General features: G+C 73.8%; 19 protein-coding genes. 13 read left to right on the top strand and 6 right to left on the bottom strand.

Translation table 11 applies throughout. The features are described from left to right. The first annotated feature begins 34 nt into the window (after positions 1-34). The 6 genes from rpoB (at position 35) to AMPC_RS20460 (ending at position 12,228) form a co-directional block, all read left to right on the top strand. Positions 35-4,288: a DNA-directed RNA polymerase subunit beta gene (gene rpoB / locus AMPC_RS04465; protein ID WP_248344682.1), complete on the top strand. Its 4,254-nt coding sequence runs from the start codon at positions 35-37 to the stop codon at positions 4,286-4,288. Between the two features lie 63 nt (positions 4,289-4,351). After that, the gene (rpoC, locus tag AMPC_RS04460) at positions 4,352-8,512 is read left to right on the top strand and encodes a DNA-directed RNA polymerase subunit beta' (RefSeq protein ID WP_248344680.1); all 4,161 of its coding nucleotides are present in this window, start codon (positions 4,352-4,354) and stop codon (positions 8,510-8,512) included. 440 nt (positions 8,513-8,952) lie between these two features. After that, the gene (locus AMPC_RS04455) at positions 8,953-9,681 is read left to right on the top strand and encodes a sigma-70 family RNA polymerase sigma factor (protein ID WP_248344679.1); all 729 of its coding nucleotides are present in this window, start codon (positions 8,953-8,955) and stop codon (positions 9,679-9,681) included. 204 nt (positions 9,682-9,885) lie between these two features. Further along, complete coding sequence (locus tag AMPC_RS04450; protein ID WP_248344678.1) at positions 9,886-10,488, top strand: FliH/SctL family protein; 603 nt, start codon at positions 9,886-9,888, stop codon at positions 10,486-10,488. 52 nt (positions 10,489-10,540) lie between these two features. Continuing rightward, positions 10,541-11,851, top strand: coding sequence for a FliI/YscN family ATPase (locus AMPC_RS04445; RefSeq protein WP_248344677.1), 1,311 nt, complete (start codon positions 10,541-10,543; stop codon positions 11,849-11,851). Beyond that, the gene (locus tag AMPC_RS20460; protein WP_263009632.1) at positions 11,848-12,228 is read left to right on the top strand and encodes a hypothetical protein; all 381 of its coding nucleotides are present in this window, start codon (positions 11,848-11,850) and stop codon (positions 12,226-12,228) included. Before AMPC_RS04445 ends, AMPC_RS20460 begins: the two co-directional genes overlap by 4 nt. Before the next feature lie 41 nt (positions 12,229-12,269). On the opposite strand, the gene AMPC_RS04435 is transcribed toward AMPC_RS20460, so the two are convergent. Both AMPC_RS04435 and AMPC_RS04430 read right to left on the bottom strand, forming a co-directional pair. Then, positions 12,270-12,761, bottom strand: coding sequence for a hypothetical protein (locus AMPC_RS04435; RefSeq protein WP_248344676.1), 492 nt, complete (start codon positions 12,759-12,761; stop codon positions 12,270-12,272). 45 nt (positions 12,762-12,806) lie between these two features. Further along, a complete protein-coding gene (locus AMPC_RS04430; protein ID WP_248344674.1) occupies positions 12,807-13,619 on the bottom strand; it encodes a lysophospholipid acyltransferase family protein in 813 nt (270 codons plus the stop codon). A gap of 51 nt (positions 13,620-13,670) precedes the next feature. On the opposite strand from AMPC_RS04430, the gene AMPC_RS04425 reads away from it, so the two are divergent. Beyond that, the gene (locus AMPC_RS04425) at positions 13,671-14,540 is read left to right on the top strand and encodes a ribonuclease D (RefSeq protein WP_248344672.1); all 870 of its coding nucleotides are present in this window, start codon (positions 13,671-13,673) and stop codon (positions 14,538-14,540) included. Here the strand turns inward: AMPC_RS04425 and AMPC_RS04420 are convergent. Then, positions 14,537-16,771, bottom strand: a complete 2,235-nt coding sequence (locus AMPC_RS04420; RefSeq protein WP_248344669.1) for a transglycosylase SLT domain-containing protein — start codon at positions 16,769-16,771, stop codon at positions 14,537-14,539. The two genes, AMPC_RS04425 and AMPC_RS04420, sit on opposite strands and share 4 nt — an antisense overlap. 246 nt (positions 16,772-17,017) lie before the next feature. Between AMPC_RS04420 and AMPC_RS04415 the strand changes: the two genes are divergently transcribed. Next, positions 17,018-17,239 (top strand): hypothetical protein, encoded by a 222-nt coding sequence (locus AMPC_RS04415; protein WP_404800628.1) that lies wholly within the window; start codon positions 17,018-17,020, stop codon positions 17,237-17,239. Here AMPC_RS04415 and AMPC_RS04410 read toward each other — a convergent pair whose 3' ends face one another. Together AMPC_RS04410 and AMPC_RS04405 are read right to left on the bottom strand one after the other, a co-directional pair. Then, positions 17,240-18,358 carry a CAP domain-containing protein gene (locus AMPC_RS04410; RefSeq protein ID WP_248344663.1) on the bottom strand — a complete coding sequence of 373 codons (1,119 nt, stop codon included), beginning with the start codon at positions 18,356-18,358 and terminating at the stop codon, positions 17,240-17,242. Then, positions 18,355-18,654 carry a DciA family protein gene (locus AMPC_RS04405; RefSeq protein WP_248344661.1) on the bottom strand — a complete coding sequence of 100 codons (300 nt, stop codon included), beginning with the start codon at positions 18,652-18,654 and terminating at the stop codon, positions 18,355-18,357. Before AMPC_RS04405 ends, AMPC_RS04410 begins: the two co-directional genes overlap by 4 nt. Before the next feature lie 147 nt (positions 18,655-18,801). Here AMPC_RS04405 and trxA point away from each other — a divergent pair, with 147 nt between their 5' ends. After that, positions 18,802-19,179 (top strand): thioredoxin, encoded by a 378-nt coding sequence (trxA, locus tag AMPC_RS04400; RefSeq protein WP_248344658.1) that lies wholly within the window; start codon positions 18,802-18,804, stop codon positions 19,177-19,179. A gap of 142 nt (positions 19,180-19,321) precedes the next feature. Here trxA and AMPC_RS04395 read toward each other — a convergent pair whose 3' ends face one another. Next, positions 19,322-19,999: a hypothetical protein gene (locus tag AMPC_RS04395; protein WP_248344655.1), complete on the bottom strand. Its 678-nt coding sequence runs from the start codon at positions 19,997-19,999 to the stop codon at positions 19,322-19,324. Positions 20,000-20,240: 241 nt separating this feature from the next. On the opposite strand from AMPC_RS04395, the gene AMPC_RS04390 reads away from it, so the two are divergent. The 4 genes from AMPC_RS04390 to AMPC_RS04375 all read left to right on the top strand — a co-directional run bounded on the left by AMPC_RS04390 (position 20,241) and on the right by AMPC_RS04375 (position 26,140). Further along, positions 20,241-20,915 (top strand): ImuA family protein, encoded by a 675-nt coding sequence (locus AMPC_RS04390; RefSeq protein WP_248344652.1) that lies wholly within the window; start codon positions 20,241-20,243, stop codon positions 20,913-20,915. Next, entirely contained in the window at positions 20,905-22,473 is a 1,569-nt protein-coding gene (locus tag AMPC_RS04385; protein ID WP_248344649.1) for a Y-family DNA polymerase, read from the top strand. Before AMPC_RS04390 ends, AMPC_RS04385 begins: the two co-directional genes overlap by 11 nt. Continuing rightward, positions 22,473-25,691 (top strand): error-prone DNA polymerase, encoded by a 3,219-nt coding sequence (locus tag AMPC_RS04380; protein WP_248344647.1) that lies wholly within the window; start codon positions 22,473-22,475, stop codon positions 25,689-25,691. Before AMPC_RS04385 ends, AMPC_RS04380 begins: the two co-directional genes overlap by 1 nt. 89 nt (positions 25,692-25,780) lie before the next feature. Beyond that, positions 25,781-26,140 carry a cupredoxin domain-containing protein gene (locus AMPC_RS04375; RefSeq protein ID WP_248344644.1) on the top strand — a complete coding sequence of 120 codons (360 nt, stop codon included), beginning with the start codon at positions 25,781-25,783 and terminating at the stop codon, positions 26,138-26,140. Positions 26,141-26,314: the final 174 nt, after the last annotated feature.

Genomic DNA, 26,314 nt, shown 5'->3' with positions numbered 1-26,314 from the left:
TTTGTGGGTTTCCGGCGAAAGAGGACCGATCGCGATGGCGCCGACGATTCAGAGCAACTTCCGCGTCCGCAGAAATTTTGGAAAGATCAACAAGATCGCTGAAATCCCCAACCTCATCGCGATCCAGAAACACTCCTACGACAAGTTCCTCCAGGCCGACATCGCGCCCGAGAAGCGCGACGACACCGGCCTGCAGGGGGTGTTCAAGTCCGTCTTCCCCATCAAGGACTTCAACGAGACCAGCTCGCTCGAGTTCGTGAGCTACCACCTCGAGAAGCCCAAGTACGACGTGGACGAGTGCCACCAGCGCGGGATGACCTACTCCGCGCCGATCAAGGTGGTGGTGCGCCTGGTCGTCTGGGACAAGGACGAGGAGACCGGCGCCCAGTCCATCCGGGACGTCAAGGAGCAGGAGGTCTACTTCGGCGAGATCCCGCTCATGACCGAGAACGGGACCTTCATCATCAACGGCACCGAGCGCGTCGTGGTGAGCCAGCTGCACCGGTCCCCGGGCGCTTTCTTCGACCACGACAAGGGCAAGAGCCACTCGTCGGGCAAGCTCCTCTACAACGCCCGCATCATCCCGTACCGCGGCTCCTGGATCGACTTCGAGTTCGACCACAAGGACCTGCTCTACGTGCGCATCGACCGGCGGCGCAAGCTGCCCGCGACGGTGCTGCTGCGCGCCCTCGGCGCGGTGCCGGACACGGCCAAGAAGGACCCGGTCGACTTCCGCGGCTCCTCCGAGGAGATCCTCAAGTACTACTACGACACCGAGGTCATCCGGATCGAGGGGAAGGGCAAGTTCGAGAAGGACCTCAACCCCGACCTGCTCGTCGGCCAGCGCGCCACCCGCGACATCAAGGATCCGAAGAGCGCCGAGGTCATCGTCAAGAAGAACCGGAAGTACACCAGCAGCGCCATCAAGAAGCTGGTGGCCGCCAAGCTGAAGAGCCTCCCCATCGAGGCCGAGGAGGTCTACAGCAAGATCTCCGCCGAGGACGTGGTGGACGAGTCCACCGGCGAGGTGCTCCTCGAGGTCAACGAGGAGGTCACCGAGGAGAAGCTCGAGGAGCTGCGCAAGCGCGGCATCAACGAGTTCAAGGTCCTCTTCATCGACAACCTGAACGTGCTCCCGTCGCTCCGGGACACGCTCATGACCGACAAGATCGCCTCCCCCGAGGAGGCCATCATGGAGATCTACCGGCGCCTGCGCCCCGGTGATCCGCCGACGCCGGAGACGGCGACCAACCTCTTCCTGAACCTGTTCTTCAACCCGGAGCGCTACGACCTCTCGAAGGTCGGCCGCCTCAAGCTGAACTTCAAGTTCACGATCGACGAGCCGCTCGACAACGCGGTGCTGACGAAGCGCGACATCCTCGAGGTGGTCCGCTTCCTCATCGACCTCAAGAACGGCAAGCCGAACAAGGACATCGACGACATCGACCACCTCGGCAACCGCCGCGTCCGCGCGGTGGGCGAGCTGCTCGAGAACCAGTACCGCATCGGTCTCGTCCGCATGGAGCGCGCGATCAAGGAGCGCATGAGCCTCCAGGAGATCGAGACGCTCATGCCGCACGACCTCATCAACGCCAAGCCGGTCACGGCGGTGATCAAGGAGTTCTTCGGGTCCTCGCAGCTCTCGCAGTTCATGGACCAGACGAACCCGCTCTCCGAGGTCACGCACAAGCGGCGCCTCTCGGCCCTCGGGCCGGGCGGCCTCACCCGCGAGCGCGCCGGCTTCGAGGTGCGCGACGTGCACCCGACGCACTACGGCCGCATCTGCCCGATCGAGACGCCGGAAGGCCCGAACATCGGCCTCATCGCGTCGCTCTCGACCTACGCCCGCGTCAACGAGTACGGCTTCGTCGAGACCCCCTACCGCAAGGTGGAGAAGGGCCGCGTCACCGACGAGGTGAGCTTCTACTCGGCGCTCGAGGAGGAGAAGCACACCATCGCGCAGGCCAACGCGCCGGTGGACCGCAAGGGCGTCTTCCAGGGCAACACCGTCTCCTGCCGCAAGGAGGGCGAGTTCGTCCAGGCGAAGCCCGAGGAGGTGGACCTGATGGACGTGTCGCCGAACCAGCTGGTCTCGGTGGCCGCCTCCCTGGTCCCGTTCCTCGAGAACGACGACGCCAACCGCGCCCTCATGGGCTCGAACATGCAGCGCCAGGCGGTGCCGCTGCTCCGCACCGCCGCCCCGCTGGTCGGCACCGGCATCGAGGCCATCGTGGCCCGCGACTCCGGCGTCACCGTGGTGGCGAAGCGCGACGGGACCGTGCAGTCGGTCGACGCCGGGCGCATCGTCGTCAAGGCCGACGTCCCCACCTCGACCACCGACGTGGCCAACGAGGTGGACATCTACAACCTCATCAAGTACCAGCGCTCGAACCAGAACACCTGCATCAACCAGAAGCCCATCGTGAAGCCGGGCGAGCGGGTGCGGAAGGGCGACGTCATCGCCGACGGCCCCGCCACCGAGATGGGCGAGCTCGCGCTCGGCCAGAACGTGGTGGTCGCGTTCATGCCGTGGCAGGGCTACAACTTCGAGGACTCCATCCTCCTCTCCGAGAAGCTCGTGAAGGAGGACGTCTTCACCTCGATCCACATCGAGGAGTTCGAGTGCATCGCGCGCGACACCAAGCTCGGCAAGGAGGAGATCACGCGCGACATCCCGAACGTCGGCGAGGAGGCCCTCAAGGACCTCGACGAGTCGGGCATCATCCGCATCGGCGCCGAGGTGAAGCCGGGCGACATCCTCGTCGGCAAGATCACGCCGAAGGGCGAGACCCAGCTCTCGCCTGAGGAGAAGCTGCTCCGCGCCATCTTCGGCGAGAAGGCCGGCGACGTCCGCGACAGCTCGCTGCGCGTGCCGCCGGGCGTGACCGGCACGGTCATCAACGCCAAGGTCTTCAGCCGCAAGGGCGTGGACAAGGACGACCGCGCCAAGGCCATCGAGGAGATGGAGGAGGCGAAGCTCCTCAAGGACCAGAACGACGAGATCCGGATCGTGCAGGACTCGGCGTTCCAGAAGATCCGCCGCCTGGTCGTCGGCAAGGAGGTCTCGGCCCGCCTGGTGGACGACAAGGGCGAGCAGCTCCTCAAGAAGGGCGACGTCCTCTCCGACGAGCTGCTCGACACAGTCCCGCAGCGCTACTGGGGCGAGATCGCCATCTCGGGCCAGGCCGACCTGCAGGACAAGGTCCGCAAGATCATCGAGAACTTCGAGGAGCAGAAGGAGCTCGTGAAGCTCCTCTTCGGCGAGAAGATCAGCCGCCTCAAGAAGGGCGACGAGCTCCCGCCGGGCGTCATCAAGATGGTGAAGGTGTACGTCGCCATCAAGCGCAAGCTCTCCGTCGGCGACAAGATGGCCGGCCGCCACGGCAACAAGGGCGTGGTCTCGCGCGTGCTGCCCGAGGAGGACCTGCCGTACCTCGAGGACGGCACCCCGGTGGACATCGTCCTCAACCCGCTCGGCGTGCCCTCGCGCATGAACGTGGGCCAGATCCTCGAGACCCACCTCGGCTGGGCCGCCCGCAACGTGGGCAAGCGCATCGAGGAGATGATCGAGAAGAAGTTCGGCCCCGAGCCGATGCGCAAGAAGCTCAAGGAGCTCTTCGACGGCGCGGCCCCGAACACCGAGAAGATGGCGGCGCTCATCGACGAGCTGCCCGACCGGGAGGTCCCGAAGCTCGCCCAGAAGCTGCTCCGCGGCGCGCACGTGGCCACGCCCGTCTTCGACGGCGCCCACGAGACGGAGATGATGGACCTGTTCGACGTGGGCGGCGCGACCATGCAGTCGACGCTGTTCGACGGCCGCACCGGCGAGCCGTTCGACCACGACGTCACGGTCGGCGTCATGTACATGCTGAAGCTGCACCACCTCGTGGACGAGAAGATCCACGCCCGGAGCATCGGGCCGTACTCGCTCGTCACCCAGCAGCCCCTCGGCGGCAAGGCCCAGTTCGGCGGCCAGCGTCTCGGCGAGATGGAGGTCTGGGCCATGGAGGCCTACGGCGCCGCCTACTCGCTGCAGGAGTTCCTCACCGTCAAGTCGGACGACGTGGTGGGCCGCACCCGCATGTACGAGGCGATCGTCAAGGGCGAGAACACGCTCGAGTCGGGCCTCCCCGAGTCGTTCAACGTGCTCATCAAGGAGCTGCAGAGCCTGGCGCTCGACGTGGAGCTGCTCGAGTCGCCCGAGGCCCAGAAGCAGCGCGAGCTGGCCGAGGCCGAGAAGGCCGCGGCGAGCCCGCTCGGCGAGCCCGCCGAGAAGAAGAGCGCCTAGCGACCCGGCAGAGTCCCAGAGAGCAGCGAAGAAGACCTTTCGAGCAGCACGAAGGACGGAACCGTGAAGGACATCTTCAATTTCTTCGAGAAGCCCAAGGACCCGCTGTCGTTCTCGGCGATCCGCATCTCGCTGGCCAGCCCGGACAAGATCCGGCAGTGGTCGCACGGCGAGGTGAAGAAGCCGGAGACCATCAACTACCGCACCTTCAAGCCGGAGCGGGACGGCCTCTTCTGCGCCAAGATCTTCGGCCCGGTGAAGGACTACGAGTGCAACTGCGGCAAGTACAAGCGCATGAAGCACCGCGGCGTGGTCTGCGAGAAGTGCGGCGTCGAGGTGATCCAGTCGAAGGTCCGCCGCGAGCGGCTCGGCCACATCACGCTCGCCACCCCGGTGGCGCACATCTGGTTCCTCAAGAGCCTGCCGTCGCGCATCGGCAACCTGCTCGACATCACGCTCAAGGACCTCGAGAAGGTCCTCTACTGCGAGAGCTACATCGTCCTCGATCCGAAGGAGACCACCCTCGTCAAGGGTGAGCTCCTCTCCGAGGAGCGCTACGGCAAGGCGCAGGAGGAGTTCGGCGACGACGGCTTCGTGGCCGGCATGGGCGGCGAGGCGGTGCTCGAGCTCCTCCGGGGCATCGACATCATCAACCTCTCCGAGCAGCTCCGGAAGGAGATGAAGGAGGCCACCAGCGACGCCAAGCGGAAGAAGATCGCCAAGCGGCTCAAGGTGGTGGACGCCTTCCGCGAGTCGGGCAACAAGCCCGACTGGATGATGCTCGAGGTGATCCCGGTGATCCCGCCGGATCTCCGCCCGCTGGTCCCGCTCGACGGCGGCCGCTTCGCGACCTCCGACCTGAACGACCTCTACCGGCGCGTCATCAACCGCAACAACCGCCTGAAGCGGCTCCAGGAGCTCAACGCCCCCGACATCATCATCCGCAACGAGAAGCGGATGCTGCAGGAGGCGGTGGACGCGCTCTTCGACAACGGCCGCCGCGGCAAGACCATCACCGGCCCGAACAAGCGCCCGCTCAAGTCCCTCAGCGACATGCTGAAGGGCAAGCAGGGCCGCTTCCGCCAGAACCTGCTCGGCAAGCGCGTCGACTACTCGGGCCGCTCGGTCATCGTGGTCGGCCCGGAGCTCAAGCTGCACCAGTGCGGCCTGCCGAAGATCATGGCCCTCGAGCTCTTCAAGCCGTTCATCTACAACAAGCTCGAAGAGAAGGGCTACGTCACCACCATCAAGAGCGCCAAGAAGATGGTGGAGAAGGAGCGCCCCGAGGTCTGGGACATCCTCGACGACGTGATCCGCGAGCACCCGGTGCTCCTCAACCGCGCCCCGACCCTGCACCGCCTCGGCATCCAGGCGTTCGAGCCGGTCCTCATCGAGGGCAAGGCGATCCAGCTGCACCCGCTCGTCTGCACCGCCTTCAACGCCGACTTCGACGGCGATCAGATGGCCGTGCACGTGCCGCTGTCCATCGAGGCCCAGATGGAGGCCCGCGTGCTCATGATGAGCACGAACAACATCCTGTCGCCGGCGCACGGCAAGCCGATCATCGTGCCGAGCCAGGACATCGTCCTCGGCATCTACTACATGACCCGGGAGCGGGCCTTCGCGAAGGGGGAGGGCAAGTTCTTCGCCAGCCCCGACGAGGTCCGCGCCGCGTACGATCAGGGCGAGGTCGCCCTGCAGGCCAAGGTCACCGTCCGCATGGACGGCCAGCGGGTCGAGACCACCACCGGCCGCGTGCTGCTCTACGACATCGTGCCGAAGCAGCTGCCCTTCAGCTCCATCAACAAGGTGATGGACAAGAAGCAGCTCCAGAACCTCATCGACCTCACCTACCGCCTCTGCGGCGAGAAGGAGACGGTGCTCCTCGCGGACCGCGTCCGCTCGATGGGCTACGGCAACGCGACCAAGGCCGGCATCTCGATCGCGCTGTCGAACATGATCATCCCGAAGAAGAAGCAGGAGCTGCTCGGGCGCGCCACCAAGGAGGTCGACGACATCCACGCGCAGTACGCCGAGGGCCTCATCACCTTCGGCGAGCGCTACAACAAGGTCATCGACATCTGGGCGCAGGTCACCGAGGAGGTGGCCAAGGAGATGATGGACGAGATCTCCACCGAGGTCGCGGTGGGGATCGGCAAGGACGGCAAGCGCGAGGAGCGCAAGCAGCCCTCGTTCAACGCCATCTACATCATGGCCGACTCCGGCGCCCGCGGCTCCGCCCAGCAGATCCGTCAGCTGGCCGGCATGCGCGGCCTGATGGCCAAGCCTTCGGGCGAGATCATCGAGACCCCGATCACGGCGAACTTCCGCGAGGGCCTCAACGTCCTCCAGTACTTCATCTCGACGCACGGCGCCCGCAAGGGCCTCGCCGACACCGCGCTCAAGACCGCCAACTCCGGCTACCTGACGCGGCGCCTCGTGGACGTGGCGCAGGACGCCATCATCACCGAGTACGACTGCGGCGCCATGGACGGCATCACCATGGGCTCGCTCGTCGAGGGCGGCGAGATCATCGAGCCGATGGGCGAGCGCATCCTCGGCCGCGTCGCGCTCGACGACATCCTCGATCCCTTCAGCGGCCAGGTGCTGGTGAAGACCAACGAGGAGATCGACGAGGCCAAGGTCAAGCTCATCGAGAACGCCGGCATCGACAAGGTGCGCATCCGCTCGGTGCTCACCTGCCAGGCGCCTCGCGGCATCTGCGTCGAGTGCTACGGCCGAGACCTGGCGCGCGGGCGCAAGGTCAACATCGGCGAGGCGGTCGGCGTCATCGCCGCCCAGTCGATCGGCGAGCCGGGCACCCAGCTCACGATGCGGACCTTCCACATCGGCGGCGCGGCCTCCCGGCGCGCCGAGCAGTCCACCCTCGAGAACCGCAACGCCGGCCTCGTGAAGTTCGTCAACGTGAACACCGCCCAGAAGAAGGACGGGACGCTCATCGTGATGAACCGCAACGGCGAGATCCTGGTCACCGACGAGCAGGGTCGCGAGCGCGAGCGCTACCAGGTGGTGTACGGCGCCAAGCTCAACGTCAAGGAGGGCCAGCGCGTCGAGGCCAACACGCTGCTCGCCGAGTGGGACCCGTACTCGATGCCGATCATCACCGAGGTGGCCGGCCGCGTGAAGTACGGCGACCTCGTGGACGGCGTGACCATCTCCGAGCAGGTGGACGAGGTCACCGGCCTCGCCCGCAAGGTCGTCATCGCGTCGAAGGACCCGGACGCCCGCCCGCGCCTCTCCATCAAGGGGGCCGACGGCCAGACCCGGAAGCTGCTGCACTCCGACGCCGACGCCCGCTACATGCTGCCCGAGGGCGCCAACATCGTGGTGACCGACGGCGACGAGGTGGACGCCGGCGAGATCCTCGCGAAGATGCCGCGCGAGACCACCAAGACGAAGGACATCACCGGCGGTCTCCCCCGCGTCGCGGAGCTCTTCGAGGCCCGCAAGCCGAAGGAGCACGCGGTCATCTCCGAGATCGACGGCGTGGTGGCCTTCGGCAAGGACACCAAGGGCAAGCGCAAGGTGGTCATCACGCCCGAGGTGGACGGCAAGCTGCGGCCCGACCTCGCCAAGGAGTACCTGATCGGCAAGGGCAAGCACATCAGCGTCCACACCGGTGACCGCGTCCGCGCGGGCGAGGCGCTCATGGACGGCGCCGCCAACCCGCACGACATCCTGCGGGTGCTGGGCGAGAAGGAGCTGGCGCGCTACCTCGTGGACGAGGTCCAGGAGGTCTACCGGCTCCAGGGCGTGAAGATCAACGACAAGCACATCGAGACCATCGTGCGCCAGATGCTGCGCCGCGTGCGCATCATGGAGGTCGGCGACACGAGCTTCCTCGCCGACGAGCACGTCGAGAAGTTCGTCTTCGAGGAGGAGAACGAGAAGGTGATGCGCGACGGCGGGAAGCCGGCGCAGGGCGAGCCGCTGCTGCTCGGCATCACCAAGGCCTCGCTCTCGACCGAGTCGTTCATCTCGGCCTCGTCGTTCCAGGAGACCACCAAGGTGCTGACCGAGGCCGCCATCAGCGGCAAGGTCGACTACCTGCGGGGACTGAAGGAGAACGTCATCATGGGCCGGCTCATCCCGGCCGGCACCGGCCTCGGCGCCTACAAGCACCTCGACATCGAGGTGGAGACGCCGGTGGACGCGGTCGAGCAGGCGGAGGAAGCCCTGGCCGTCGCGGGCGGCGAGGAGTAGCCGCCCGGCCGCTCGTCGAGAGGTCCGTTTCGCGCGATGGCCCGGTTCCCGAGAAGGGGACCGGGCCATCGCTTTTGTGGCGTCCGGCGATGGCGCGGTGGGGTCCCGGCCCCCGATATCACTGTACGTGTTGGGGCCCAACAGGGGCGCCACCGGGTTGATCGGCAACAAAACCAAGCTCTTGCGCTCGATCAGTCCGGGGAGGGCGCATCCGGGGTCCTGCACGAGCGCCTTGCATGCACATATTGCAGGCTCCTAGCCCCCTTCCAGATGGTGTGCGCGCCGCACAGCCCGGACGAGAACCCCAGTCGAACAGCGTAGATCCCGAGTAGTTGACTGTAGCAGTCCACTTCTATAAGGTGACGTTACGTAACCTACCCCACGGAGCTCGCTCCTCCCGGCGAGCCCGGAAGCCGGGTGGGTGAGAGTGAGAGGATGTGATGAGGACGGCGACCCCCCAGCGCGGCAGCAGAGAGTTCGAAGAGCTCGCTCCCTACCTCAAGGCCGTACGCGACTTTCCACCGCTCTCTCGAGAAGAGGAGCACGCCCTGGCCCTCCGCGCCCGCAAGGGTGAGGTGAAGGCCAAGCAGAAGCTCGTCCGCCACAACCTCGCGTTCGTGGTCGCCATCGCCCGCAAGCAGCGGCGCGGGACCGTCCGCCTGGACGATCTCATCCAGGAGGGGAACGTGGGGCTCATGCGCGCGGTGGAGAAGTTCGATCCCCACGCCGGGACGCGCTTCTCGACCTACGCCGTCTGGTGGATCCGGGCATACATCGGGAAGTACCTCAAGGAGGCGCGCAGCACCGTCCGGCCCCAGAGCGGCATGGTGGCGCAGCCGGACCTCTCGCTCGACAGCGCCATCGACGAGGAGGGGGACGTGACCCACCTCGAGCGGATCGAGGACGAGGGGCCGGGCCCGGAGGACACCTACCTGTCCTCCGAGGGAGACCGCGAGGTCCGCGAGGCGCTGTTGAAGGTCCGCAAGCGCGTGGGCGAGCTCGGCTGGGACATCGTGCACAACCGGCTCGAGCAGGACTCGCCCAAGACGCTCGAGGAGATCGGCAAGCGCTGGGGCGTGTCGCGCGAGCGCGTGCGCCAGGTCGAGCTCAAGACGAAGCAGTTCCTCAACCGGTACCTCGAGCCGGTGGAGCGCGAGGCGGCGGCGTAGCCCGCGCCCGCGTCGGCACCTCCGGGGCCCGCTGCCGCGCTTCGCGGTGGCGGGCCCTCTCGTTTCCGGCGGGACGAGCCCGAGCGCGCGTCCGCCGCCCGGCCGCCGCGACCGCCGCCCGGCCTGGGGTCGCGGTCGCGCTGCGCGTGCCGGGGCGTAGCCGAGGAGGCACGCGCGCTGCAATCCCACGCGGACATGGGGAGCGTGCTCAAGTTCGGCGCGGCGGGGGCGACATCGGCGGCGTCGTCCGGGCGCCTGGAGGCGGAGGCCTACCAGGCGCGGTTGCGGGCGGCGCACGAGGAGGCGGAGGCGCGCGCGGGGGCGCTCCTGGAAGCGGCCCAGGCGCAGGCGGCCGCGATTCGCGAGGCGGCGCGCCGGGAGGGGCTCGCGGCCGGACGGGGCGAGGCGGCGGCGCTGCTCCTGGAGGCGGCGGCCCGAGGGGACGCGCGGCTCCGGGAGGCGGAGGCGGAGCTCCTCGAGCTCGCGCTGGCGATCGCCGGGAAGGTCCTCCGCGCCGCGCTCGCCGCCGATCCAGGGGCGGTCCGCGAGCTCGCGGCGGCCGCGGTGGAAGCGGCGCGGGGCCGGAAGCGCGCGCGCCTGCGCCTCCACCCCGAAGACCTGCCGGCGGTCTCGCGGGAGCGGGACCGGCTCGCCGAGCTCGCCGCCGGGGCGGCGCTGGAGCTCGCCGCCGACGCGAGCCTGTGCCGGGGAGACGCGGTCGTGGAGACGGAGGCGGGCGCGGCCGACGCCCGGATCGAGGCGCAGCTCGCCGCCATCCGGCGCGCGCTCCAGGAGGCGGCGTCTTGAGGCCGGCCCGGGAGCTCGCCGCCATCCGGCGCGCGCTCCAGGAGGCGGCGTCTTGAGGCCGGCCCGGGAGCTCGCCGCCGCCGTCGCCGCGGTCCGGACGGTGCCGCTCCGCGGCAGGGTCGCGGCGCTCACCGGCCTTTCCATCCGGGCCCGGGTGCCCGCCGTCCGCGCCGGCGAGCTCGTCCGCGTCGAGGCGGCGGGCCGGGCGCCGCTCGCGGCGCAGGTGGTCGGGTTCGAGGGGGACGAGGCGGTGCTGCTGCCGCTCGGCGATCCGCGGGGCGTGGGGCCGGACAGCGCCGTGCTGACCTCGGGGCGGCCGCTGGAGGTCGGGGTGGGGCCGGCGCTCGTGGGGCGCGTCCTCGACGGGCTCGGCGCCCCCATCGACGCGAAGGGCCCGCTGGCCGGGCTGTGCGCCTGGCCGGTGGAGCGCCCGGCCCCGCCGCCGCTCTCGCGCGCGCCGGTCCGCGTCCCGCTGCCGCTCGGGGTCCGGGCCATCGACGCCGTGGCGACCGTCGGGGAGGGGCAGCGGGTCGGGCTCTTCGCCGGCGCCGGGGTCGGCAAGAGCACGCTCCTCGCCCGGATCGCGCGGGACGCGGCCTGCGACCTGGCGGTGGTCTGCCTCGTGGGCGAGCGGGGGCGGGAGGTGCGCGACTTCGTCGAGGACGCGCTCGGCGCGCCGGGGCTGGCGCGCAGCGTGGTGGTCGCGGCGACGAGCGACGCGCCGGCCCTGGTGCGGCTCGCCGCCCCGCGCGTCGCGACCGCCATCGCCGAGTGGTTCGCCGAGGTCGAGGGCCGGCGCGTGCTCCTGCTCGTGGACAGCCTGACCCGGTTCGCGCGGGCGCAGCGCGAGGCCGGCCTCGCGGCGGGGGAGCCGCCGGTCCGGCAGGGCTACCCGCCGAGCGTCTTCGCCGAGCTGCCTCGGCTCGTCGAGCGGGCCGGCGGCCGCTCCGGCGGCGGCGCCGTCACCGCGGTCTACACGGTGCTCGTCGCGGGCGGCGATCTCGAGGAGCCGATCGCGGACGAGGTGCGCGGGCTCCTCGACGGCCACGTGGTGCTCGACCGGCGGCTGGCGGAGCGGGGCCAGTGGCCCGCGGTCGATCCGCTCCAGAGCCTCTCCCGGCTCATGCCGGCCCTGGCGAGCCCGGCGCACCTCGCGGCGGCGGGACGCCTCCGGGGCCACCTCGCCGCCTACGAGCGGCACCGGGACCTCATCGCGCTCGGGGCCTACGCCGCCGGGTCGGACCCGCGCACGGACGAGGCGATCGCGCGCATCGGCGCCATCGAGCGCTTCCTGGCGCAGCCGCTCGGCGAGACCGCCCCGTTCTCCGAGACCGTCGAGCGGCTGGCGGAGGTGGTCGGGTGACGCGGTCAGGGGAGGGGCTCGCGGCGCTCCTGCGGCTCCGGCGGAGCGAGGAGGAGCGCGCGGCCCTGGCGCTCGCGCGCGGCGCGGCCGAGGCCGAGGCCGCTTCGCGCCGGGCCGCGCTCGCCGAGGCTCGTGCGGAGGCTCCGGACGGGCCGGGGCCGCTCCTCGCCGTCGCCGCCCGGGGGCTGGCGCGCCGGGGGCGGGAGGTCGCCCGCGCGGCGGCGCTGGTGGAGGAGGCCCGGGAGCGCCTGGCGGGCGCGGTGGCGAGGCGGTGCGGGGTGGAGCGGCTCGCCGAGCGGCGCGCGGTCGAGGCCCGGCGCGAGGCCCACCGGCGCGAGGAGGCCGAGGGCGACGATCGCCCGGCGCGAGCCCGGTGAGGGGCGGCGAGCCGGACGCGACCGGCCGGGCGCCGCGCCAGCTAGCGCAGCTCGAAGCGGTGCCGGCCCTGCCGGCAGCGGACCTCGAGCGTCCGGGGCCGGTGGTCCGGCGGTGGGGGCACGCCGTCCTGCCGGAACTGGCTCACCAGGAGCACGACGTAGTCGCGGGGCCGGATCGTCGCCTGCTCGTAGCGCCAGGCGCCGTCGAGCTTCAGGACGACGTCGGTCCAGATGTCGTCCGACTCGTTGCGGATCATGATCTTCGCGCTGCCGACGATCTGCCCCTCGCCGGGAGCCTGCTCACCGGGGACCGGGTCGGCCTTCAGGATCGACACCTCGGCGCCGAGCCCGTTGGACGGGCCCGCGGACGGGCACGCGCCGAACACCGTGGCCACCGAGACGAGCGCCCAGGCGGCGACCACTCCCGCCCGCAGCTTGAAGAAGCGGTCCGCGCGGCGAAAGTCGTCGGCGAGCGCCCGAAGCTTCTCCGCGGCGAGACCGGCGAGGCGGGCGAGGGTCGCGGGGAGTGGCATCGGGCCGAGGTTAGCCCCGGGCGGGCACCACTCACAAGCGGGCCGTCACCCGGCCCGCGCCGCCCCCTCGACGCCGGGGGGCGCCACCGCGTCCTCCTCGTCGCCGCCGAGCCCGCCGTGGGCCCGGTGAAGCGCGATGATCCGGCGCCGGACCTCGCGGAGCAGGTCGTTCTTGTCCGGCCAGGCGGCGGGGTCCACCGGCTCGCCGGTGACCACGAGGATGGTCCCGGGGTGGACCTCGATGCGCGCCTTGGGCGTGACCGCCCCGGCGCCGATGAGCGCCACGGGGACCACCGGGACGCTGGCCTGCTGCGCGAGGACGAACGGTCCCCGCTTGAACGGGCCCACGCGCCCGTCCCGGCTGCGGGTGCCTTCCGGGAAGACCACGAGCGAGGTCCCGCCGCGAAGCCGGCCGGCCGCGGCGCCCAGCGACGACAGCGCCTGGGTCCGATCCCGCCGGTCCACCTCGACGAACCCGGCGAGCCGCAGGTACCAGCCGAAGACCGGGATCCGGAAGAGCTCGCGCTTGGCGACGAAGCGCAGATCGCGGGGGATGGAGACGAGGAGCGCGAACACGTCGAGGGCGCTCTCGTGGTTCGAGGCGTAGACGGCGGGCCCCTCCGGGAGTGGAGCCGTGCGCCGCAGCGCGAGCCGCACGCCCGCGAGGCGGAGGGAGGACGGGGACCAGACCCGGCGCGCGAACCACAGGGAGAGGTCGGGGCGCCCGGTCGCGAGCATCGCCGGCAGGGAGGCGAGGAACAGCGCGGCCATCGAGAGCGCCGCCCAGGCGAGGACCGCCCAGCCGCGCAGCCGCGCGCCGGGTGGGCTGCCTGTGGGCGGAGCGTCCGGGGGCGCCATGGCGTGGTTCTACCACCCGGACCGGGGCGCGCGCGGGTTACAATCCCTCCGATGAAGACCCACGCGAAGGGCGCCCCCGCGCTCGTCTCCGAGCCGGGCGCGCTCCGCGCCCTCGCCGACAAGCTGCGCGCCGAGCCGGTGGTGGCGTTCGACACCGAGTCGAACAGCTTCCACGCCTACCGGGAGCGCGTCTGCCTCCTCCAGCTCTCCACCCGCGACGCCGACTACATCCTCGATCCCCTGGCGGTCGATCCGTCGCCGCTCGGCGAGGTGCTCTGCGACGGGCGGGAGCTGGTGCTGCACGGCGCCGACTACGACGTCCGCTGCCTGAAGCGCGAGTACGGCTGGAAGTTCCCGCGCCTCTTCGACACCATGGCGGCGGCGCGCCGCCTCGGCCGCCCGGGGCTGTCGCTCTCGGCCCTCGTCGAGGCGCGCTTCGGCGAGCGGCTCGCCAAGGAGCACCAGCGCTCCGACTGGGGGCGCCGGCCGCTCACCGCCGAGCAGCTGCGCTACGCCGCCCTGGACACCCACTACCTGCTCGAGCTGCACGCCGAGCTCTCGGCGGAGCTGGCCGAGCGCGGGCTCCTCGAGGAGGCGCGGCGCGAGTTCGACCGGATCGCCGCCGTGGAGCCGCGACCGAAGGTCTTCGACCCGGAGGGCTGGCGCAAGCTCAAGGGCAGCCGGGAGCTCGGCCCGGAGGGGCGGCAGGTGCTCCGGGCGCTCTACGTGGCGCGCGAGGAGCGCGCCAGCGCCGCGGACCGGCCCCCGTTCAAGGTCATGGCCGAGTCGGCGATGCTCGAGATCGCCCGCCGGCTGCCGCGCGGCCCCGAGGATCTGGCGCGCGTGCCCGGGGTGACCCCGCACGTGCTGCGCAAGATGGGCGCGGCCATCGAGGCGGCGCTCGGGGCGGTGAAGCGCTAGAACCCGACGCCCTCGACCGGGGCCGGGACCGGGCGCGCCGGGTCGAGCGGGACGGGGGCGCCTCCCCAGAGCGCGCGGTACAGGGCCGCGTCGGCGAGCACCGTCTTCACGTAGTGGCGCGTCTCGCGGTAGGGGATCGCCTCCACCCATTCGTCGAGGGGCATCCCGGCCCGGGCCGCGGCCCAGCCGGCGGCGGCGCCGGGACCGGCGTTGTAGGCCGCGAGGACCACCGCGGGGTCGGCGAAGCGCGACTGCAGGAGCCCGAGGTAGGACGCGCCGAGCCCGACGCTCACCTCGGGATCGCCGAGCCGCCGCGCGAGCGGGGAGGGCACGCCGTTCACAGCGACCAGCCGGTCGGCGGTGGGCGGGATGAGCTGCAGGAGCCCTTCCGCCCCGGCGCCGCTGCGGGCCCCCGCCTTGAAGGCCGACTCCCGCCGCATCACCGCCAGGAGCAGGTGTGGGTCCACGCGCGCCCCCTCGGCGAGGCGCGGCAGGAAGGAGGGCCAGGCCTCGGGGTGTCCCCAGCGCTGGGCGCGGCGCGTCGGCAGGAGCGCGTCGCGCGAGAGCCGGTGCGGCAGCTCCGGGTCGCCGGCCCACGCGGCGAGCTCGGCGACGAGCGGCGCCGCCGCGCGCCCCCGGCGCGAGGAGGCGAGCCCCCGGAGCTCGGCGAGGCCGGACTCGCGCTCGCCCGCCGAGAGGAGCAGCGCCGCGCGCGCGAGCGCCGCGCCCGCCTCGCGGTCGGAGGCCTGCTCCGGGACGGGGAGCGCGGCGGGAGGGGGAGGTGAGCTCGGGGCGGCCTCTCCCAGCGCGCGCAGCCGCGCAGCGGAGAGGAGCCCGTACCAGCCGGAAGGCGCCTCGGCCCAGGCGGCGCGGAAGAGCCGCCGCGCCTGCGAGGAGCCGGGCGGCGAGAGCCGGGCGCGCCAGTAGAGCGCGCCGGCGGCGAGCGGCCCCCCGGAGAGCGGCTCCAGCGCCGCGCGGGCTCGCTCCGGCGAGCCACCGCGCCAGAGCGCGAAGGCGAGGAACCAGCGGGCGTCGTCGGCGTGGCGGCCGGCGGGGTGGAGCCGGGCGTACTCGCGGAAGCCGGCAGCGGCGGCGCGCCACTCGCCGCCCTCGAAGCGGAGCCACGCGGTGAGCCAGGCCGCCTCGTCGGGCAGGTCGCGCGCGAAGGCCGGAGAGAGGCCCGGGATCTCGACGGGCGCCGCGGCCGCGAGCCGCGCGTAGCGGGCCACCGCCTCCTCCGTCCGCCCGGACCGGGCCGCGGCGCGGGCGAGCACCACCTCGGCCCCGCGGCGCACGCCGGCGGGCGTCGCGGGCGCCCCGGCGAGCGCCCGGGCGCGCTCCTCCGCCTCGGTCCGCCGGCCGCGCTGGGCGAGGGCGAGCGCGCGGAGGAGCTCGGCCCTCGGCCTCAGCGCGTCCGGGAGCGGCTCGGCCTCGAGCCGGTCGAGGGAGCGAAGCGCCTGGCGCGGGCGCGCGAGCTGCAGGAGCCGCTCGGCGCGGGCGAGCCGCTCCTCCGGCGCGGGCGGCGGGACGGCGCCGCCCGCCTCGCGCCAGAGGCGCAGCGCGTGCGTCGCGGCCCGAGAGGCGGGGCTGCCCGGCTCGTCGCGCCAGGCGTTCCGGTACTCGGCGATGGCGCGGGCGCTCTCGCCGAGGAGCCGGTGGGCGCTCGCGAGGCCGACCCGCGCCATCGGGGCGCGCGGGCTCGCCGGCTGGTCCCGCACCAGGCGCTGGTACTGCGCGGCCGCCACCGCCGCCTCTCCCGCCGCGAGCCGGGCGTCGGCCTCGTCCCAGGCCGCCTCGGCCGAGATCGTCCCCTCGCCCCGGGCGGCCGCGTCCCGGAGCGCCGCCGCCGCCTCTCCCGGACGGCCGCCGGCGAGCAGCGCGCGCCCCTGGGCCGCCCGCGCCGACGCGCCGAGCGGGCCCGGGAGGACGGCGGCGGCGGCGCCGAGCGGCAGGGCGGCCTCGTCCGGCTGACCGGCCTCGAGGAGGGCCAGGCCGAGCGCCAGATCGGCCCTCGCGCCGGCCGCTCCCCGGGGGAGCGCGGCCCGCGCCGCCAGGGCGGCCCGGACCGCGTCGGCGCTCCGTCCGTCGGCCAGCGCCTGGGAGGCCTCCCCGAGGCCGGTGAGGAATCGCGAAAGCGGCTCGTCCGCGCGCGCGGAGGCGCCCGGAACGCAGAGCGCGACGACGAGGGCCGCCGGGAGAAACGCCCGTGCCGGCAGGTGGTTGCCCGTCATCGCTCGAGGCTCTCCAGCATAGCTCGGCAGGGTGCCCTCCGTTCGGGGGGGCGGGGGCTTGACACTTCGCGCCGCGAGGCGCGATATAGCCCACACGGACGCGAACTTCTGTAGCACGCCCGCGCCCGGCAAAGTTCCAAACGTTGCTCGTCGCTGCGCTCTCCGAGGGGGGAAGGCGGGAGGACCAGCGACTCCAAGCGCCGGCCGAGAGGGCCGCCGGAGCAACCGCTCAAGGAGATAGACGTGGTGGCCAAGCCGAGCCCGACCGAGCTGACCGCGCCCATCAACCCCGACCGCGGAGTCGAGGGGCACCGGAACCTGTTCTGCAACAACTACGACGGCTGCCTCGACGAGGCGGTCAAGAAGGGCTGGAACAGCTGGACCTGCACCCAGTGCCAGCTCTTCGCCGTCGAGCCCGATCTCGAGGTCGGCCTCGAGGACTACGCCACCCAGCGCCGCCTCGGGTGATCAGTCGCCGGGGTCCGCCAGGATCTCGGTGAGGAACACCTCCACCTCGCCCGCGGGCAGCCGCCGGCGGGCGATGCCCACGCCCACTTCCCGGACGCTCCGGTCGAGCAGGTTCGCGCGGTGCGCGGGGCTCTCCTCGGCCGCGTCGTGCGCCGCGAGCGCGCTCGGGCCGCGCGCCACGTTCTCGAGCGCCCGCCGATAAGGGACGCCCTCGAGCCGCGCCGGCAGGTCGCGTCCGCCCGGGAGCACGTGGGCCACCTCGCCCGCGCGCGCCATCGCCTCGCTGTGGCGGCGCGCCACCTCGTCGAGCGCCGGGCTGCGACCGAGGGGCACGAGGCCGTGCCGCGCCCGGAGGGCGTCGATGGCCTGCGCGACCGCCGCTTCCGCGCCGCGAGCCGTCGCCGGCTCGCGCGGGCGGGGCGGGGGCGGCGCCTCCTCCAGCGACGCGGCGCCGCAGGCCACCGGGAGCAGCGCCGCCACGGCCGGCCCCCCCGGGCCGCTCCCCGTCACCTCGAGCACGTAGCGCCCCGGGCCCTCGAACGCGACCTGGGCGTCGAACGCCGGCCCCGGCCCGAGCGACGCCTCGCGCACCGCGCCCGAGGGCGCGGTGACGTGCAGGCGGGGCGCGGTGAGCTCCCCGAGCAGCGTCCCGCGTAGCCGGACCACCGCCCCGGGCGCCACGCTGCCCGGGAACGGGGCGAGCGACGCGCGGCGCACGGAGGCGAGCACCACCAGGTGAGCGGCGCCGCCCTCCAGATACGCGCCCGCGCCCACGTCGGTCGCGGCGAGCTGCCGGAGCGCGAGGCCCGCTCGCGCGGCCGCCTCGTCGGGCGCGGCGCGCTCGTAGTGCGCCACGGGGGCGGGATCGAAGGCGCCGGCGCGGGCCAGGGCGGCCCGCAGGTGGCGCGCCGAGAGCGCCGCGGCGCCGTCGCGGGCGGCGTCGCGCGCGAGCGCTCGGGCGGCGCGCGACAGGGCGGCGTCGGGCCGGGGCGCCGGCCCTGCGCGCGGGGCGAGCGAGAGGTCGAGGACGCGCGCCTCCAGCCGGGCCGCCGCGGCGTCGTCGCCGCGGGCGGGGGCGCTCGCCGACAGGAGGAGCGCGAGCGCGACCGGGAGGCTCACGGCCGGCCCGAGGGCGGCCGGCGAACCTCGACCGCCGTGACCGCACCCTCGCCCAGGCGGGCGTTCATCTTGTCGCAGATGGCGCCCGCGAGCGCCTCGAGCTGGTCGGCCCAGGCGCCGCTGCGCGCCTCGACGATGATGCGGCCGTCGCGGGTGTGGGCGCGGAGCCGCGCCTCGCGGGAGAGGGGCCATCCGACCGCCTCCGCGAACGCCGCCGCCGACGCGGGGCCGCGGGGGCCCTTCCGCGCGAGGGTCTCGGCCAGCAGGCTGGCGATGGTGCGCTGGCGGCCTCGCATGCGGGCCGAAGGTAGGTGGGAGGACGCCCCCCGGTCAAGCCGGGCCCGCGCGGAGCCCCTAACTTCCCGGAACGAGCGGCTCGAACCCTTTTGCCCCGGCGCCGCATCCCACCTGCGCCGCGAGCGAGAGCCGAAAGGAACCCCGAGATGAAGGCCACGGTCGACGTCACCGCGAAGAGCTTCAAGGAACTGGTCGAGAAGGAGGGGATCGTCCTCCTCGACTGGTGGGCCTCCTGGTGCGGCCCCTGCCGCGCCTTCGCGCCGGTCTACGAGAAGGTCGCGGGAGCCCACCCCGACGTCACCTTCGGGAAGATCGACACCGAGGCCGAGCAGGAGCTCGCCGCGGCGTTCGACATCCGCTCGATCCCGACCCTCATGATCCTGCGCGACAACGTGCTCCTCTTCTCGCAGGCCGGCGCGCTGCCGGAGGCCGCGCTGGAGGATCTCCTCCGCCAGGTGAAGGCGCTCGACATGGACGCCGTCCGCGCCGAGCTCGCCTCGGAGAAGAAGCCACAGGCAGGGTAGGGACCCTGCCACAGGCAGGGTAGGGACCCTGCCACAGGCAGGGTAGGGACCCTGCCACAGGCAGGGTAGGGACCCTGCCGAGCCCGCAGACGCGGTAGGCAGGGCAGGGACCCGAGGGTCCCCACCCCCCCCTCGCCTCGCGCTACTGGGTCTTCTGCTCGGTGGTGCTCTTCTGCTTGGTGGTCGTGCTGCTGGATTGGTCCTCGGTCTTGCTCTTCGACGACCCGCTCATGTCGTCCTTCGAGCCGGTCCCGGACATCGTGCCCGTGCCGCTGCCGGTGGTGTCGCGGTCCATGCTGCCGCCGGTCGCGCCGCCCGTGGTGCCGCTGGCGCCCGTGCCGCTCGAGGCCGGGCCGCTCATGACGTCGAGCCGCTGGACGTGGAGCATGTCGCCGGAGCCGGAGAAGCTGGCGCGCACCTGATCGCCCTCCTTGATGTCGTCGAGCGAGGCCCGGGATCCGTCGCGCAGGACGCGGGTGCTCGAGTCGATCTTGAGCGCCTTGTCACTGCCGGAGAGGGTGAGCGTGTTGTTGGTGCGATCGAAGCTCTGCACCTTGCCCTGGAGCTGGGTCGCGTCGCTCGGGCTCGTGCTGGCGCTCGTGTCGCCAGTGGTCGGGCTGCTCGCGCTCGAGCCGGTCCCCATGGCGCCCGTGCTGCTCTGGCTCGTGCTAGAATCACTGCGGCTCGAGTCGGTGCTCGTGCCGGTGTAGCCGGTCCCGGCGCTGCCGCCGCCACCGCCGCCTGCCTGGGCCGCGTGCGCCGTCAGGAGTACGACCGCTCCGGCCAGCACCGCGCCGCCCAACCATCGCATCTGCTTCATGGTGTCCTCCCGTTCTCGGGGTCTCGGAAGTCGCGCTTCTGCGCGGCGCGCACGCCCCGGGCCGCTCGCCCCGGGCGCGCTGCGAGGGTTAGGGTAGTTATGCAGATCGCGAGGGAACACCGTGGGTTGGCGATCGCCAGGCCGGCCGTGGAGGCGCCGGGCGGCCGTCGAGCGGCGCGTGTCAGACCGGCTTGATACCTGAACCGATGATCAGTAATGTTCAGGGAGAAAGAGTCGCCGCATGTCCCTCGCCGCCACCCGTCAGCAAGCCGTTCTCGAGGGACTGCGCGCGCAAATCCGCCAGCTGGAGGACCGCCCGGCCCGGCGGGTGGGCGCGCTCGGGAGCGGTCGTCCGGAGATCGACGAGCTCCTCGGCGGGGGTTTCCCGTGCGGCGCGCTGTCCGAGCTCGCGGGCGGGCCGGCGAGCGGCAAGACGGCCCTCGCCCTCTCCACGATAGCCACGGCGGGGCAGGCGAGTGCCTGGATCGACGGTCGAGGCGAGCTCTACCCGCCCGCCGCGCGCGCCCTCGGCGTGGACCTCTCTCGCCTGCTCATCGTCCGCCCCGCCCCGGGCGATCCCGTCGCCCCGCTCTGGGCGGCCGAGGCGCTCCTGGCGAGCGGCGCGTTCGCCGTCGTCGTCATGGACCTCTCGCCGGAGCCGTCGGCGCCGCGCCGGGGCGCCAGCCCCGAGGCGATGCTGCGGCGGCTGCGGGCCGCCGCCGAGAAGGGCGGCGCGGTGGGGCTCTGGCTCGGGCCACCGGAGGCGCCGGTGCGGGTGCCTGCGACGGTCCGGCTCGAGCTCGCGGGAGGGCGAGCGCGGGTGGGGGCTGGCGGGATCGCGGGAGGGCTCCCGCCCCGCGGGGCGGGCGGAGCCGGGCGCGCCGGCGCGGGTCGGGGAGGCGGGCATGCAGCTTGAGCTCGCCATGGCGCCCCGCGCCCCGCGGGTGCTGGCCCTCCACTTCCCGGCGCTCCCGCTCCAGCGCGCGCTCGCGGCGCGTGGCGGCGCAGGCGGGCCAGCGGCGCTGGTGCGCGACGGAAAGGTCGCGCTCGCGAACGGGCGGGCGCGGGCGGCCGGGGTCCTCCCCGGGAGCTCGGCGGTGCAGGCGGAGGCGGCCTGCGCCGGCCTCCTCCTCGTCGCGCACGACGAGGCGGCCGATCGCGCCGCGCTCGTGGGGCTCGCCGAGGCGATGCTCGGGCTCGCGCCGGCGGTGGAGCCCGCCTTCCCCGAGGCGCTCCTCCTCGACGCCAGCGGCGCGCACCTGCACGCGCCGCGCGGTGCCGCCCTGCTCGAGGCGGAGGGGGTGCTCGCGGCGCGGGCGCGCGCGCTCGCCGCCGGCCTCGGCTTCCGCTGCCGGGCCGCGGTCGCGAGCGGGCGCGGGGTGGCCCGGGCGCTGGCGCGCTCCGGCCGGGAGGAGCTCGTCGTCGTGCCGCGCGGGCAGGAGGCGGCCGCCCTGGCGGCGCTGCCGCTCGCTGCGCTCGAGCTGCCGGCGGAGGTGGAGGGGCGGCTCGCCGCGCTCGGCCTGCGCGACGTGGGCGGGCTGGCCCGGCTCCCGGAGGGATCGCTGGCGCACCGGTTCGGCCCCTGCGGCCCGGCGGCGGCCCGGCTGGCCCGGGGAGAGGACCCCTCGCCGCTCACGCCCCATGTCCCCCGCGGCCTGCCGTCGGAGCGGGCGGAGCTCGAGGCGCCGGTGGAGGCCGCCGAGCCGCTCCTCTTCGTGCTGCGGCCGCTCGCCGAGCGGGTGGCGGCGCGCCTCGCCGGGCAGGGGCTCGGGGCGAGCCGGCTCGAGCTCGTGCTCCGGCTCGATCCGCGCGGCGAGGAGCGGCTCGCCATCCCGTTGGCCCGGCCCGGCGCCGACGCGGCGGGCTGGCTCCTGGTGCTGCGCGAGCGGCTCGCCGCCTTGACCCTGCCGGCCCCCGTCGCGTCGCTCGCGCTCGCCGCGGTGGAGGCGGTCGAGGTCGGGGCCGAGCAGCTCGCGCTCGACGATCGCCCGGAGGTCCAGGCGGCGCTCGAGACGGTGCTGTCGCGCCTCGCCGCCCGCTTCGGCGACGGCGCGCTCTTCGCGGCGGAGCCGGTGGAGCGCTGGCTCCCGGAGGGGACCTGGCGGGCGGTGCGGTTCGCGGCCGGCCCGGCGCGCGCGGGGGGTGGCGCGGCGGGCGGCGCCGCGCCCGGCGGCCCGGCTCCCGGCGGCGCCGGCGCGGCGCCGGAGCCGGCGGACGGGCCACGCCCCACGCGGCTGCTGTCCCCGCCGCGGCGGGTGGTGGCGGAGGGGGAGGGCGGCCGGCTCACCGCGGTCCGGCTCGGCGGGCGCGTCCACGCGGTGGCGTCGCTCACCGGCCCCGAGCGGCTCTCGGGGGAGTGGTGGAGCGATCCCTTCCACCGCGACTACTACCGCGCCCGGCTCGAGGGGCTCGGCGACTGCTGGCTCTTCGAGGACGGCGAGGGCGCCCTCTTCCTGCACGGGTTCTTCGACTGATGACGGCGAAGGTCCGCTACGCCGAGCTGCGCTGCCGCTCGAGCTTCTCCTTCCTCCGCGGCGCGAGCCAGCCGGAGGAGCTGGTGGAGCGCGCGGCCGCGCTGGGGCTCTCGGCGCTGGCGCTCGCCGATCGCTTCGGGCTCTACGGCGCGGTGCGGGCCCACGCGGCCGCGAAGGCCTGCGGGCTCCCGCTCCTGGTCGGGGCCGAGGTGGCCTGCGACGGGCTCGGTCCGGTGGCCGGGGGGGCCGCGCCGCTGGTGCTCCTCGCCGTGGACCGCGAGGGCTACGCCGGGCTGTGCCGCCTCCTCACCCGGGCCCACTGCGGCGCCTGCCCGCCGGGCGAGTCGCCGCGGCGGCGGGAGGAGCCGACGCTCTCGCTCCGGGAGGTGGCGGAGGCGGCGCGCGGGCTCTTCGCCCTCTACCCCGGCGCCGACGCCGCCGGGGCGGAGCGGCTGCGCGACGCCTTCGGGCGCCGGCTCGCGCTCGCCGTCTCCCGCCACCACGTGGCCGGCGAGGAGGTGCGCATCGCGGCCGCCCGCGCCGTGGGGCGCCGGCTCGGGATCCCGGTGGCGGTGGTCAACGACGTGCACACGCACGAGCGGCGGCGCCAGCCGCTCCAGGACGTCCTCACCTGCGTCCGGCTCGGGGTGACGGTCTCGCGCGCGGGTCGCCGGCTCTTCCCCAACGCCGAGCGGACGCTCAAGGGGCCCGAGGAGATGGCGCGGCTCTGGGCCGACTTCCCGGAGGGGCTCGAGCAGGCGGCGGAGATCGCCGAGCGGTGCCGCTTCCGGCTCGACGAGGTGAAGGGGGAGCACCCCTTGCCCCCGGTGGAGCTCGAGCCGGCTCCCCTGCCGGACCCGCCGGACCGGGCGGCCGACGCCGCCCGCGCGCTGGGGCTCCTCCGCCGGCTCGTCGAGGACGGCGTGCGCTGGCGCTACCCGGACGGCGTCCCGGCCGACGTGCGGCGCCAGCTCGCTCGCGAGCTCGAGCTGGTCGGCGAGCTGGGCTACGCGAGCTACTTCCTCACCGTCTGGGACATCGTCCGCTTCGCGCGGTCGCGCGGGATCCTCTGCCAGGGGCGCGGCAGCGCCGCCAACTCGGCCGTCTGCTTCGTCCTCGGCATCACGTCGATCGACCCGGTGCGCATGGGGCTCCTCTTCGAGCGCTTCATCTCGGCCGAGCGGGGGGAGCCGCCGGACATCGACGTGGACTTCGAGCACGAGCGGCGCGAGGAGGTGCTGCAGTACGTCTACGAGCGCTACGGGCGCGACCGGGCCGGCATGGTCTGCGAGGTCATCAGCTACCGGGCCCGCTCGGCGCTGCGCGACGTGGGCAAGGCGCTCGGGCTCTCGCTCGCGCAGGTGGACCGGCTCTCGAAGCTGGTGGGGAGCTTCGAGGGGCTCGAGGCGGTCACGCCGGAGCTGCTGGCGCAGGCCGGGCTCGACCCGCGCGGCTCCCCGGCGGTGCGTCAGGCGCTCGCCCTCGCCGGCGAGCTCTGCCGCTTCCCGCGCCACCTCTCCATCCACGTGGGCGGCTTCCTCGTCACCCGCCGCCCGCTCTGCGAGACCGCGCCCATCGAGCCCGCCGCGATGGAGGGGCGCACGGTGGTGCAGTGGGACAAGGACGACGTGGCCGAGCTCGGCCTCCTCAAGGTGGACCTGCTCGGCCTCGGGATGCTCACGGCGCTCTCGCGCTGCCTCGCGCTCCTCGCCCGCCACCGGCCGCGGCCGGCCCGCGACACGCCGGTGCCGCACCCGGAGGATCTCGCCCGCATCCCGGCCGAGGCGCCGGCGGTCTACGAGATGATCCAGCGCGCCGACACCATCGGCGTGTTCCAGATCGAGTCGCGCGCGCAGATGTCGATGCTGCCGCGCCTCAAGCCGGCCCGCTTCTACGACCTCGTCATCTCGGTGGCCATCATCCGCCCCGGCCCGATCCAGGGCGGCATGATCCACCCCTTCCTGCGCCGCCGGGACGGGCTCGAGGAGGTGCGCTACCCGTACCCGCCGCTCCGGGCGGTGCTCGGGAAGACGCTCGGGGTGCCGCTCTTCCAGGAGCAGGCGATGCGCCTCGCGGTGGTGGCCGCCGGCTTCACGCCCGGGGAGGCCGACGAGCTGCGCCGGACCATGACCCACAAGCGCTCCCACGAGCGCATGGCGCAGCTCAAGGCCCGGCTCCTCTCCGGCATGGCCGAGCGGGGCATCTCGCCGGCGGAGGGAGAGGAGATCTACCGGCAGCTCCTCGGGTTCGCCGGCTACGGCTTCCCCGAGTCCCACGCCGCCTCGTTCGCGCTGCTGGTCTACGCCTCGGCCTGGCTCAAGTGCCACCACCCGGCCGCCTTCACCTGCGCGCTGCTCGACAGCCAGCCGATGGGCTTCTACGCCCCCCACACGCTCGTGGAGGACGCGCGTCGGCACGGCGTGGAGGTGCGCGGCGTGGACGTGCGCCACAGCGGCTGGGAGTGCGGCCTGGAGGGGCCGGCCGAGGGCGCCCCGGCGGCGGAGGGGGAGGCGCCGGCGCTGCGGCTCGGCCTCTCCCGGGTGCGCGGGCTGCCGCGCGCGGTGGGCGAGGCGGTGGTGGCGGCCCGGCTCGGCGGCCCGTTCGCCTCGGTCGGGGACCTCGCGCGCCGGGCCGGGCTCTCCCGCGCCTGGCTCTCCCGGCTCGCCGAGGCGGGGGCGCTCCGGGGGCTCGGCGGCGGGCGGCGCGAGGCGCTCTGGCAGGCGCTCGGGGTGGACGGGACGGGGGGAGGGCTCCTCGACGGGCGGGCGCCGCCGGAGGGCGAGGCCCGGCTCGAGCCGGCCACCGCGGCCGAGGAGGTGGCCCAGGACTTCGCGCGGCTCGGCCTCTCCGAGCGGGCCCACCCGGTGTCCCTCCTCCGGCCGGCCCTGGCGCGGCGCGGGGTCCGCTCGGCGCAGGAGCTCCTGCGGGCGCCGGGGGGCGCCTGGGTGGAGGTGGCCGGGCTCGTCATCGTGCGCCAGCGCCCGATGACCGCGAGCGGGCTCACCTTCGTGAGCCTGGAGGACGAGACCGGGATCGCGAACCTGGTGGTCATGCCCGACGTCTACGAGCGCTTCCGGGCGGTGGTCCGGGGCGAGCCGTTCGTGCTGGCGCGGGGAAGGGTGGAGCGGAACGGCCGGGTGGTGAACGTGAAGGTGCGCGCCCTCGAGCCGCTGGCGCTCGCCCCCGCGGTGCCGCCGCAGGCGCGCGACTTCCGCTGAGCGCGCCCGCCGGTTCCGTGAAAGGTGAATCGGCCCCCGGTATCATCCGTCGGCTCTCCGAAGTCCCTCGCGGTCCCACAGGAGCCTCCATGCGCGCCCTCTCTCTCGTCTTCGCCCTCTGCCTCGCGGCGCCGGCTCTCGCGGCCGACAACAAGCCGGGCGGCGGCATCCCGCAGGGCGGGGTCCGCCGCGAGATCAAGGTGACCGAGCGGGGCTTCGAGCCGCGCGAGGTGACGGCGAAGCAGGGTCAGCCGCTCACGCTCGTCTTCACCCGGACGACGGACAAGACCTGCATCACCGCCATCGACATCCCCGACGAGCAGGTGAAGGGGTTTCAGCTCCCGCTCAACAAGACGGTCGAGCTCGTCATCACCCCGAAGAAGCCGGGCGTCGAGCGGTTCCACTGCTCGGCCATGGGGATGGGGAACGGGAAGATCCGCGTCGAGTAGCGGAGCCCGCCAGCGCCCCGAAACGGCGACGGGAGCGCCCGCGCGGCGGCGGACGCTCCCGTCTGGGAGGGAACTTCAGGCCCGGCGAGCCGGGGTGGGGCCCCGACGGCTCCGCGCCGCCGGGGAGGGGTCCCACCGCAGGTGGGGAGGGGCGTCAGCCCCTCCAGGCCGGGA

The organism is Anaeromyxobacter paludicola, from assembly GCF_023169965.1.
Classification (GTDB): domain Bacteria; phylum Myxococcota; class Myxococcia; order Myxococcales; family Anaeromyxobacteraceae; genus Anaeromyxobacter_B; species Anaeromyxobacter_B paludicola.
This window is presented reverse-complemented; position numbering and strand designations above follow the sequence as displayed.